11 protein-coding genes are annotated in these 11,771 nt (G+C 50.0%); 2 read left to right on the top strand and 9 right to left on the bottom strand.

All coding sequences use genetic code 11. The features are described 5' to 3' along the window. Window positions 1-14: 14 nt before the first annotated feature. The 4 genes from B0475_RS01915 to pyk all read right to left on the bottom strand — a co-directional run bounded on the left by B0475_RS01915 (window position 15) and on the right by pyk (window position 5,475). Window positions 15-2,006: a transglutaminase family protein gene (locus B0475_RS01915; protein WP_332835494.1), complete on the bottom strand. Its 1,992-nt coding sequence runs from the start codon at window positions 2,004-2,006 to the stop codon at window positions 15-17. Continuing rightward, window positions 2,003-2,962, bottom strand: coding sequence for a DUF58 domain-containing protein (locus B0475_RS01920; protein ID WP_157892631.1), 960 nt, complete (start codon window positions 2,960-2,962; stop codon window positions 2,003-2,005). The genes B0475_RS01915 and B0475_RS01920 overlap by 4 nt, the downstream gene beginning before the upstream one ends. Then, window positions 2,931-3,887 (bottom strand): AAA family ATPase, encoded by a 957-nt coding sequence (locus B0475_RS01925; RefSeq protein ID WP_077409718.1) that lies wholly within the window; start codon window positions 3,885-3,887, stop codon window positions 2,931-2,933. Before B0475_RS01925 ends, B0475_RS01920 begins: the two co-directional genes overlap by 32 nt. Before the next feature lie 169 nt (window positions 3,888-4,056). Next, a complete protein-coding gene (gene pyk, locus B0475_RS01930; RefSeq protein ID WP_077409719.1) occupies window positions 4,057-5,475 on the bottom strand; it encodes a pyruvate kinase in 1,419 nt (472 codons plus the stop codon). A gap of 101 nt (window positions 5,476-5,576) precedes the next feature. On the opposite strand from pyk, the gene B0475_RS01935 reads away from it, so the two are divergent. Beyond that, on the top strand, window positions 5,577-5,951 hold the full coding sequence (locus B0475_RS01935) for a zinc ribbon domain-containing protein (RefSeq protein WP_077409720.1): 375 nt from the start codon (window positions 5,577-5,579) through the stop codon (window positions 5,949-5,951). 24 nt (window positions 5,952-5,975) lie between these two features. Here the strand turns inward: B0475_RS01935 and sbcB are convergent, their stop codons facing one another. From sbcB to B0475_RS01950, 3 genes are read right to left on the bottom strand one after another with little or no spacing between them, the layout of a single operon-like run. Further along, a complete protein-coding gene (gene sbcB / locus B0475_RS01940) occupies window positions 5,976-7,388 on the bottom strand; it encodes an exodeoxyribonuclease I (protein ID WP_077409721.1) in 1,413 nt (470 codons plus the stop codon). A 44-nt stretch (window positions 7,389-7,432) separates the two neighbouring features. Continuing rightward, the gene (locus B0475_RS01945; RefSeq protein ID WP_077409722.1) at window positions 7,433-8,293 is read right to left on the bottom strand and encodes a DUF368 domain-containing protein; all 861 of its coding nucleotides are present in this window, start codon (window positions 8,291-8,293) and stop codon (window positions 7,433-7,435) included. Between the two features lie 8 nt (window positions 8,294-8,301). Further along, on the bottom strand, window positions 8,302-8,937 hold the full coding sequence (locus B0475_RS01950; protein WP_077409723.1) for a deoxynucleoside kinase: 636 nt from the start codon (window positions 8,935-8,937) through the stop codon (window positions 8,302-8,304). A gap of 42 nt (window positions 8,938-8,979) precedes the next feature. On the opposite strand from B0475_RS01950, the gene B0475_RS01955 reads away from it, so the two are divergent. Then, the gene (locus B0475_RS01955; protein ID WP_077409724.1) at window positions 8,980-9,645 is read left to right on the top strand and encodes an SRPBCC family protein; all 666 of its coding nucleotides are present in this window, start codon (window positions 8,980-8,982) and stop codon (window positions 9,643-9,645) included. On the opposite strand, the gene B0475_RS01960 is transcribed toward B0475_RS01955, so the two are convergent. Both B0475_RS01960 and B0475_RS01965 read right to left on the bottom strand, forming a co-directional pair. Then, window positions 9,618-11,411 (bottom strand): M61 family metallopeptidase, encoded by a 1,794-nt coding sequence (locus B0475_RS01960; protein ID WP_077409725.1) that lies wholly within the window; start codon window positions 11,409-11,411, stop codon window positions 9,618-9,620. The genes B0475_RS01955 and B0475_RS01960 overlap by 28 nt on opposite strands. An 83-nt stretch (window positions 11,412-11,494) precedes the next feature. After that, the gene (locus B0475_RS01965; protein WP_077409726.1) at window positions 11,495-11,770 is read right to left on the bottom strand and encodes a hypothetical protein; all 276 of its coding nucleotides are present in this window, start codon (window positions 11,768-11,770) and stop codon (window positions 11,495-11,497) included. Window position 11,771: the final 1 nt, after the last annotated feature.

Here is an 11,771-nt window from a genome sequence, read left to right on the forward strand (position 1 = left end):
TAATGGTGTTGTGATCAACGGACTTTTGATTTACTTTGATGCAAGGATTCGCGAATCCTGGTCAGTTGCCGGTTCAGGTGTGACATCAATGATTCTTGATTCACCCGACGACTGTAACGGGCATTGAGGTAGAGCCTGACAAACTGTCTGAGGTGTGGTTCGCAGGCCGGATACTGTTGTATCATCTGTTCGGCAAAATGTTCAATGCCCTGTTCACGGCTGGCGTACAACGTACGATCACGCCGCACCAGACGGGTGAGCTTCAGATAGGTTTTTTGCAAAGCATGGTATCGTTGCCTGCGGAACCACCACAATGGCAACAGGGTCAACAGGCCGGTAATGAGGAGAATGCCCGCCAATATCAGTGCCAGTGAGCTGCCATCACGGTGTTTGATGCCAATAGAACGAAACAGTGCATCTTGTTTGGACGTGTTGAAATTCCTGACCCACTGATTCCATTGAAAACGGTATTTATCGAGGCTTTCCTGGAGGTTAATCATCCATTCATAGTCCAGAAAACTGCGCTTTTCGTCCATGATTTGCCGGGCACCCTGTTCAACCCGTTCCGGAGCCACCATCGAGGTGGGATCAATCCGTAACCAATAGCCTTTACCTGGTTGTTGTTCTATGAATACTTCTGACCAGGCATGGGCGTCTGATTGTTTGACCAGCAGGTATCCGCCATTGTCTATACCTCCCTGGTAGCCGGTAACCACCCGTGCCGGGATGCCCGCCATGCGCATCATGATGGTAAAGGAGGATGCATAGTGTTCACAAAAGCCCCGCATGGAGTCAAACAAAAAGGCATCAATAACATCGCCTTCCAGGGCTGGTGGCGTGTATGAATAGAAAAAGGGGTCTTCGTTGAACCAGCGCAATGCCCGGTTAATGATGTCATCAACCTGTTTGCTTTCATTTAACCACTCGCTGATCATGGTTTGGGTCCGCAAGTTCTGGTCTGCCGGAAAGTCCAGCAACAGGTCTTTTTCAAATGGGCTCAGGTTACCATATAATCGGTCAACCATCAGTGAGCTGACATCATAATGCTTCAGTTGATTGATTTTGGTGGGCGAGTAGAGCATTGAATCAGGCAACAGAAATGCCGTTGACGGTGCACTGAGGACGTAATCAAGACCGAACATGTAGTTTTGCCCGGTGGCTTCCAGCTCAACCTGGTAATGAACCACGTCCTGTTGTTCAAAACTGTTGATCGCAGGTCTGATGTTGCGATGCCGCTGCAGGCTCCAGGTACGGCCATCAAAATTCCATAACACCGGTCCACGCCAATACAGTTGTTCATTGGCAGGTATCTTGTTGTCTTCAAATGTGACCCTGAATGCCGGCGAATCATCCATGAACAATTCCACAATGGAGCCCGGGCTCATGGTGTCGCTGATGCCGGTTTTGCCTTCTCCGAAAATATCTGGAGAACCCCAGATTGGTGAGCCCAGTCTTGGAAAAAACAGAAAAAACAGCACCGCGAACGGAACAGCCAGTCCCAATGAAGCCATGGTTTGTTTGATTTGTTTCCAGTCGACCCAGCGGGTGGATTTTTCATGGTTCAACACCGACAGGGCATGGGTGGTGACAAATGCTGAGCCCAGCAGGTAAAAAATCAGGGTCAGATCCTGGGAATACAGAAACCGGGTCATGGTCACAAAATAACACAACATCACCACCAGCAGCGCGTCGCGCATGACATAGGTCTCAAGCAGCTTCAGAACCGTCATGGTGATCAGTATGGTGACACTGATTTCTCTGGATAGCCCGAAACCCTGGCTGTAAATCACCAGTGTCAGGGCGGCCAGGGCAATGAACATCAGTACTGCATTCCAGGCCTTGGGCAGGTGATTGAGCTGGGCATAAAACCGATAGCCAATGACCATCACCATCATTGGAAAAAACCACAGTGGCAAACGATACAGCTGAGGAGAGACCGCCAGCACCACGGCCAGGGTGATCCAGAACAGCTGTTTGATCGAAAGTTGTGAATATACCCTGGCTATGAGAGGCCTCCATTGGGTTGTTCAGCCAAAGCCCTGAGACACAGGTGCTTGTGGCTTTCCCCACGGGATAACCCAGAATCAAAGCCCGGCAACAGCAGTTGGTAATGGGCTTGTTGGTCTTCGGCAGCGAGGATCCAGGCGGTCAGTCTGGAAAGTCTGAATTCAGTGTTACCTTCATGCATTTGCTGATAATCAAATACCAGGTGTTTGCCCTGAACCTGAAGAAACTCTTTGACCCAAGTTTGCTCGGTTTGTGCCGATTTCTTCCAGGCAATATCGCGAATTGGATCTCCATGCCTGTAGTCTCTGATGCTGCTCAGTTCATCCCCTTTGGAAATGGTGGTTTGCTCACCATCCAGGCCACCGTGGTTGGGAAAAGGAGGGCAGGGGCTTTCTGGTTTGGGGTATACCAGAAAATTGCTTTTGGGAATGCAATAAACCCAAACAGTGAACAGGCCTACCGGAAAGCGGGTAAATAGCTTGATACGTTCCAGAGGTTGCCAGCCGCGTATGGTGGTGGCAACGGGCAGTGCCAGGCGGCTTGAGCCTGAAGTGATATCAACCACGGTGCTGTGTTCGCCAATGGCGCCATGTATCTGCCATTTTTCATCATCAGAAGTCAATTGAATGGTCAGCCTGGCCTGCTCACCCAAAAACACCGGTTCGGCATTGATGTGGGTGAGTTTCAGGTTGCGCAGGTTAAAAAATGTTTTGTGCAGCAAAACCTGAGCCAGACCAAACAACAAAAATACCAGCATCAGGCTCATGTTGTTATTGAAATTCAGGCCGGCCATCATCATCAGAAACCAAATCGCGGCAAAAAACAACCCGGGTTTACTGGGTAACACGTAGATCCTGCGCCAATGAAATGTGATGGGCAGGGGTTCCCTGCCGCGGCGATTGATGAACTGGTTGAATTTTTGTTTAAATATGCGGGGTATCATGGATGATTTCATGCACCAGGTCACCGGCTGACTGGTTGTCATGGGTCACCAAACGGTGACGGCTGACGGGATAGAATGCCATTTGAACATCACCAGGGGTGATGAAATCACGGCCTTCCATAAAGGCGAGGCTTTGGGCGAGTTTAAACAGAGACAAACCAGCTCGTGGTGACAAGCCATGCAGAATTTCAGCATGATCACGGGTTTTCTGAACCAGTAATTGTAAGTAGTCCAGCACCTCATCACTGGCATGGACTGCAGTGATCTTTTCGCGCCAGGCGAGCAGTTGCTGTGGAGAGCTGATTGCCTCAACAGGTTTTCTGAATTGTTGCAGGTACGCTTTGGAATACAACCTGCGTTCACTTTGCTGATTGGGGTATCCCAGAGACAAACTTACCAGGAAACGATCCAGTTGCGACTGCGGCAGGGCATAAGTGCCTGCTTCGTCTATGGGGTTTTGTGTGGCCATCACAAAAAACACGTCATCCAGGGCATGTGTTTTTCCATCCATGCTGACCTGGTTTTCAGCCATCGCCTCCAATAACGCACTTTGGGTTTTGGGGGTGGCTCTGTTGAGTTCGTCAGCCAATAAAAATTGGGTGAATATGGGGCCTTTGTGGTAACTGAACTGCTGACTTTTGGCATCGTAAATGCTCACCCCCAGCACATCACTTGGCATCATGTCTGAGGTCAGCTGAATGCGGTTGAATTGCAGCCCGAATGACTGTGCTATGGCAGTGGCGAGGGTGGTTTTACCCAGACCTGGAAGGTCTTCCAGTAACACATGGCCATCTGCAAGTAAAGCGGCCAATATGATCCTGATGGGTTGTTCTTTATCGAGAATTTTCTGACCGACGTGATCAATGATGGCATGAATGCTTTCCACGTCACTGTGCATTTGTGCAGGAGATTTGCTGGCCTGATTTTCGTTCAACATAGTCAATTATTGTGATTGGGTTAAAACAGCACAGAGACCTGACACGCTGTAGCTGATGATGTGAGATCGCTCAACTGATGGGGCGCTAAAAGACCTGTGAAAAAACACAGTTTATCACCAATCCATGTCATTTGGTCGTGAAAGAACCGTCATTCAGTGTGGCTGTGGCTCACAGGGTCTCCACCCGGATCAGATTGGTGGTGCCTGATTGACCAAAGGGCACACCTGCAGTGACCACAAAGTGATCCCCTGCATTAGCCATGTGGTGATTCTTGATCACCTGACTGGCAATTTCTACCATTTCATCTGAGCTGGTGGCATCGTGGTTAAGTACGGGGTTGACGCCCCAGGAGACGGTTAACTGATGACAGGATTTGATGGAAGGAGAAATCGCGATGATGTCTGTATGTATGCGGTTTCTGGCCACCCTCAGGGCGGTCGCTCCGGAACTTGAAAAACAGCACATCACTGCAGCAGACAATGTGGTGGCGATGTTACAGGCCGCTGATGAAACCGCATCTGGGGTGTTTTTTTCAGCTTTGAATTTGCGTTCGCGCATGCGACGTTTGTAATCGGAGTCACTTTCCACGGTTTTGGCAATGCGGTCCATGGTGGCCACTGCCTGAACCGGGTGTTTTCCGGTGGCAGTTTCAGCAGACAGCATCACTGCGTCGGTGCCGTCAAAAATGGCATTGGCCACGTCATTGGCTTCAGCGCGGGTTGGAATGGGGTGTTCGGTCATGGTTTCCAACATCTGTGTGGCAGTAATCACCGGCTTACCTTTTTCACGGGCTTTACGGATCAGACGCTTTTGTAACATGGGAACTTTTTCAGCTGATAATTCGACGCCCAGGTCGCCCCTTGCTACCATGATGCCATCTGCGGCTTTGAGGATGTGTTTGTAATTACGGATGGCACCCGGCTTTTCGATCTTGGCCATCAGTTTGGCGGTCGAGTTGTTTTGTGCCAGGTACTTTCTGGCCAACAGCAGATCATCTTTGTTGCGCACAAAACTCAAAGCCACCCAGTCAACATCCAGCCTGGCACCTGTGGCAATGTCAGCGATGTCTTTTTCAGTAACCGCAGCAATACTCAGATCGGCGTCAGGAACGTTGATGCCTTTCTTATCACTCAACAGGCCGCCACGGATAATCCGGGTTTGAATGATCTGATCTGCCACTGCGGTCACTTCCAGGGTCAGTTTGCCGTCATCCAGCAACAAACGGTCACCTGACTGCACATCCTGGTACAAATTAGGGTAGCTGATGCCCACGCCTGTTTCATCACCGGCATGTGTGCCTTCAGGAAATAAATTGAATGCTGCGCCATCGCGCAGCATAACCGGTCCGCCGGGGAACTGGCCTACCCGGATTTTCGGGCCTTGCAGATCCTGCAGGATGCCGACCAACTCACCCAGTTCGGCAGCCACGGTTCGGATGTTACTGACGTGTTGCTGGTGGTCTTCTGCACTGCCGTGCGAAAAATTGAGCCGAAACACATTCACTCCAGCCTTGATCAGTGATTTGATGTTGTCCGGATCAGCACTGGCTGGGCCGAGGGTGGCCACAATTTTGGTTTTGCGTTTCATGTTTTATCTGATAGCTGCGGATGGGCCTATGATAAACATTATTGATTAATAATTCATGTCACAATTGCTATAATCTTGATTTTTAAACTTCAGGAGTCAACATGGCACTGGTCAATTGTCCGGCTTGCAGAACCAAAATTTCTTCATTGGCAAAAGTCTGTCCCAAATGTCAGTACAGCCGTGACCCCAATGCCGAAGTGGATGAAGAGCAGGTCAGGCTGTTTCAGAAGCGCTTGTTTCGCGACCGCATGTATAAACTCCGGATGTTCAGTTACGTGGCCATGACAATTACCATGATCGGAGCATTGCCGATGTTGTGGGATTACATCACCGGGATTGAGTCAGGCGAGCCCATTGAAATGCTGGAACATTGGGGTGTTTATGCGATCTCAGTCGGCTTTTTCCTGTATTTGGTGATCCGTGTGTTGATGGCATTGGTGCGCCGTTCCTACCGGGCCAATATGCCGCCTGTGTGAAATCAGGCCATTGCTGCTGAATCATTACAAGCAGCCTTGCTGTTCCATCACAAATTGTTCGACCTGATCGAGGATGTCCTGGCGGTCAGTGGTTTCGCGCAATTGATTCAGGTGATCAAACCACAACGAAAAGTCTTCGCCGAAACGTGCTGTCAGCCGGTGATCAACATCAGCCTGCCATTGCTGTTGTTGTTCAGGGCTCAGACTTTCCGGATAGTTTCTGGCCCGGTATCGTTGAAGTAGGGTGGCAGCCCTGGGATCTTCAAAATCATCGGCTTGCCAGGGAATGTCCTGGCCGGGCAATTGGCGGATGGCCTCAAGACGGGCACGTTCTTTGAAACTGAAAAATCCGCCATAAATCATTTCATCAACATCATCGCTGTTGGCATCAAAAGGCTGGTCAAAAACCGCTGATGCTTTTTTCTCCAGGCCAGCTTGCTGCTGCAGGCTTTGCCAATGGGTCTTACACCGTTCATAATCCATGCCAATGCGTTCCAGATCAACGCCTTTGAGTACCGACAAAGGTGCGACAAATGGCGATTTGTTCAGGTGAATGGTTTTCAGGTGGACCCGTTCCACTCCTTCAGGCAAATCGGCCAGTGGGGTGTACAGCCGATCCTGGATGTCGGCCACATCAAGGCTGATCAAATCAGCCGGGTCATGAAACAGGTCATAACAGATGACGCCATTTTTATTGTGCGGATGAATGGCCAGTGGCAGCATCAGGCTGAGACAGCCTCTTTCGGCAGGTATCTTGCTGGACACGTGCACAATGGGTCTGGGTACTTGCCAGTTGAGCAGGTTCCTCACCGCATCCTTGCTGCGCAGGCTCAGCGCGTATTCGAATAGTTTAGGTTGCTGTTGTTTGATCATTCTGGCCAGCTCGATGGTCGCTTCCACATCTGACAGTGCATCATGTGCAGCACGGTGAGTGAGGTTATTGGCTTTTGACAAGTCTTCCAGCCTGAAGCTGGGTTTGCCGCTGTCATGCAAAGGCCATTGTATGCCTTCAGGACGCAGGGCATGGGTGGCCCTGACCACATCTATCAGGTCCCACCTTGAATTGCCGTTGAGGTATTCGCGCTGGTAAGGATCATAGAGGTTGCGGTAAAACAACGAACGCACACATTCATCATCAAAGCGGATGCTGTTATAACCCACGCCACAGGTATGTTCTTCGCTGAGGATTTGGTGGACGCGGGCGGCAAATGCATGTTCAGCCAGACCATGTTGCTGACAATGTTGAGGGGTGATGCCGGTGACCAGGCAACTGCCTGGATCAGGCAGGTAATCCAGGGTGGGTTGACAATAAAACATGTCTGGTTCACCCAGTGGCTGTAGGTTTTCATCGGTTCGAATACCGGCAAACTGAGCGATTCGATCGTATTTGGTTTGCGTTCCGAAGGTCTCCAGGTCGTACCAATAAAATGTATTCACAGCTGATCCAAATGAACAGATTATAACGTCATTGATGGGTGCTGTCAGTGGTCTGGTGTGCGGTCGAGTTTAAACAGTACCACCACCAGCAGACTGGAACTGAGCATCATGAGCAGCATCATCAACCATTGTGGCTCCGGATGATGCCAGGGCATGACGTTACCGCCATCCAATTGCCAGGGCCAGACTTTGAATAAGGTGCCCAGCATCAGACCGGGCAGCACATACATTGTGGCTTGATAAAAATGCGCCAACAGCCATTTCAATAAACGGGAAAACACCATCAGGCCAATCACACAACCAGCGGCAAAAGTCAGTAGGGTCAACCACTGACGGTCTTCCACAGCCGCCAGAATTTGTTGATACTTACCCAGCAAAATGAGGATCAGTGATCCCGAGATGCCCGGCAGGATCATCGCTGAGATGGCTATCATGCCCGCCAGGAAGACGCCAGTAAATCCGCCTGGTAAGACGCCCAGATGTTGCGTGCTCAACGCATATCCCAGCAACATGCCAACCAGCAAAAACAACCAATTCAGTGGCTGTGTCGATAGGTTTTTGGCCAGTATCAGCACCGCGGCACTGATGATCAGACCGAAGAAAAAAGCCCAGGTGAGTTGCGGATAATGGCTCAGTAAATGGCTGAGCAAAGAAGCAAACACAAACACCGCTGTGAGGATACCGGCAAACAAAGTCAGCAAGAACCAGCCATCAATGGCTTGCCAGGCTTGTTTGAGCCGTCCACGGAAAAACATCCGAACCACCCGCCAGTTAAGCGCCGCAATGGCATTGATCAGTCGTTGATAAATGCCGGTGATCAGAGCAATGGTTCCTCCTGAAACACCGGGGATCAAATCAGCAATGCCCATCAGCATGCCTTTGAGGTAAGTCAGCACTGAATTCATAAGGTTAATCAGGTCCGGTTGAGGTCTTTGGGCAGCAAAGCTTCCACGCTTTGCATCAGTTCTATTTGATCAATCAGGTCATTCACATAATCCAGCCGATCGGTTTCGATGACCAGCAGTTTACTCTTGTCATAACCGGCAATCCAGTTCTGATAGAGTTTTTCCAGCCGTTTAAGGTAACTCAGCGGCATGTCCTGTTCCATCTTACGACCCCGCAATTTAATTCGTTTGCGGGTGGTGCGGATGGAGCATTTGAGGTAAATCATCAGATCAGGTGGTTTGATGGCCTGCTGAATGCTTTGGTAAAAACTCAGGTAGGTTTGCCAGTCGCGCTGGTTGATTTTACGGATCTGGTGCAAGGCGGTGGCAAAAATTTCCACATCTTCAAACAAAGTTCTGTCCTGGACCACCACCCCGGGAATTTGTTCCAGCTGTTGATGAATTTTAAATTTTGAAGCCAGAAAATACAATTGTGAGTGAAAGGCCCATTGCTTCATGTCACGATAAAAATCTGCCAGGTATGGATTGCTGTCATTGGGTTCATAAAACGGGGTGATTTGATAGGTGTTCTTTAGAAATTCCACCAATGATGTCTTTCCGGCGCCGATGTTACCGGCGATACCGATGATTTTTTGTTCGCTCATGGGGGGTATTTTATCGGCAAAACTGCGTTATGATGGCATTAAATGAAAAAACATCATCACCATTGCTGGATGATCATCGGTCTGCTGTTGTGGCCGGACATGTTACCGGCGGATGACTGGAAGTTACGGGTCGATGAAACCGGTATTCAGGTTTATCAGCAACACCGGCATCCTCAGTTCAGGCAATGGCACACCCTCGGGCTGGTGCGGTTGAATGTCAGTCCGGCTGCCGTGATGGCCTTGTTGCGTGATCTGTCTGCTTGTTCGCAGTGGCTATATGGTTGTTTATCGGCTCAAGAACTGCCTGGTGATCTGCTGCGGATGGTCTTTGAGGGACCATTATGGTTCAAAGACCGTGATGTGGTTTTTCGCACTGAATGGGTTTATTTACCTGGCACCCGCCAGTGGTTGATTCAGGTCATCAACCAGGCGGATCAACACCCCTCCAAAAACCGCCGGGTTGAACGACTCCATTCATTTTCAGCCAGCTGGCTGCTGACCGAAGTATCTGCCGGAGTGACTCATGTCAGTTATGAGTTATACATGGACCCAGGTCTGGCGGTCAGGGCAGGGGTGAATAGATACAACCGTGATGCCGTCTATTTGACTATAGCCGCGATGCGCGAACTGCTCAAGGATTCCACATACCAACAGGCCGGTGAATTACCCTGGGAAGACCATCAGTCTGTGAGGTCTGACAGAGACTGACCGGTCCAGGCTTTGAAGCGCCGTTGTTGTTCGCGGGTGGGTTTTTTTACCGGTTCAATGCTGAAGTCAGGATGGGGATCACTGGCTGGTGTCAGGGTGGTGGTTCGCAGCCGACCGGCAGAAAAATAATGAACCTCATGACTTTGGCCGATGGACAGTTCGCTGACCCGTTGAGACCAGTTTTTCTCATCCAGTCGCAAGTCATTGATGGCTATCAGTTGATCACCGGCGGTCAGGCCAGCCAGCCAGGCCGGACCATCGCGGTCAACGGTTTTGACCTGCAACAACCCGCCTTGGGTTTCCAGTTCAGCCCCCATCCAGCTTGCTGGTTCACTGTCACTTGCTGTGTTGACTTTGTGTAGGCCGTAAAAGGCCAGCAATTCATCAAAGTCAATGTCACCCGTGCCCTCAACATGGGTTGACCAAAATTTCTGCATGTCCTGGCCGGTGATGTCTTTGAGGACAGTCAACACATCGCGGGTGGTGTAGCCCTGATTGCTGTTGTGATGGTCCTGATAAAGGCGTCGTTGTAATTCATCCAGGCTGAATCTGTTGTCGGTCAGTTGTCTGATGCGCTGGTCCAGTAACCAGGCGGTCAGGCTGCCCTCCAGATAGATACTCACAGAAGCATTGTGGGTTCTCTGGGTATTGTCTTTCAGCCAGGTGTCAAAGCTGGTTTGCTGTAATGATTCAACGTGTCTGCCGGGTTTCTTCAGGTGTGATTTGATGTCTGTAGCCAGTTTGTCCAGGTATTCTTCTGGCGTGTAGATTCCTGCGCGCATCAGGAACAGGTCGTCATAATAGCTGGTGATGCCTTCAGCCATCCAAAACAGGTCAGAATAGTTTTCCTGACTGTAATCATAAGGTGCAATGCCGGCCGGCCGGTATGCTTTGACGTTCCAGGTATGGACAAATTCATGTGCGGTGGTGGCCAAAACTTTCAGATACGATGCCCGTGGTTTGAAGTTAAAGCGATCCTGCTGAATGATGGTGGAGTTCAGGTGTTCGGTGGCGCCACGGATGCCATCACCGGCATGGTACATGTATACATATCGTTCAAATGGCAGATTGCCCCACAATTCCTTGCCCACATGATGCAGGGCGGTGATGTGTTTTTGCAGATCATAGATGTCATGATTGCCTTCACCCCAGATGACAATTTCATAAGTCTGGTCATCCACCCTAAAACTCAGGAACTGGTGCAGACCGCTTTCAATGGGTGAATCCACCAGTATGTCGTAATCATCGGCCCTGAAACTGTGAAAACCAGTTTGAGTCATGCCAGATCTGGAGCGCCAGTCTTTGGGTACCTTTAATTCAACTGTCAGAGGCTGTTCACGGAATGCCGGGGAAAACATAAACACGCCACTGGCATCCAGAAAAGCATGAGTTGGATCGATGTGAGCCACCCGGTAACGCAGGGTGTTGGCATAGACCTGATAGCGGACGGTCACCGGCCCAGGCTGGTTCAGCATGAGTTTCCAGGTGTTTTTATTGGTTTTAATCCAATTGATTGGGGATCCATTGCCATGCTCTGCCGTAAAGTCGCTGATCGCTTTGCTCAGATTCAGAATTTCATAGCGCCCAGAACGCCAGACCGGTAATTTAACTTCCAGGGTTTTGGTGGTGACATTTGGAAATTCTATGCTCACTGTAGCCAGGTGGTGAGCCGGATCAGTGACTTCAATGTGGTAACTGATGTCTGCATGAAGCTGGATGGATGTCAACAAACACAGGTAACAGATGATTTTTTTCAGGATCTTCATGGGCAAGGGTCAGGTCAAAGCACAACATTCTAACCAATCCTCCAGTAAATGAACAACGACTTCCTTTGTATCAGGGGAGGGGATTATGGGTGTCTAATGGTTGGGTCCATCAGATCACGGGCCTGAAAAGCGATGATGTCAGCCGTATTCAGCTGTATTTTTAAGATGCCACCTGCATTGTCTGAAGTCAGGATGGTCAGGCATTCATGACCGTCATGGCTGCCGATATCAACCGGCAGTACATTGACATGGTCATGTTCCTCGCCGGCGGCATCACGGCAAGTGATCGACAACCGACGGCGTTGAATGATGGCGGCTTCCAGTTGATCTTGTGCACCGCAACTTAATGGCTTATTCATG

The sequence above is a fragment of the Marinicella sediminis genome (assembly GCF_002000055.1).
GTDB classification, from domain to species: domain Bacteria; phylum Pseudomonadota; class Gammaproteobacteria; order Xanthomonadales; family Marinicellaceae; genus Marinicella; species Marinicella sediminis.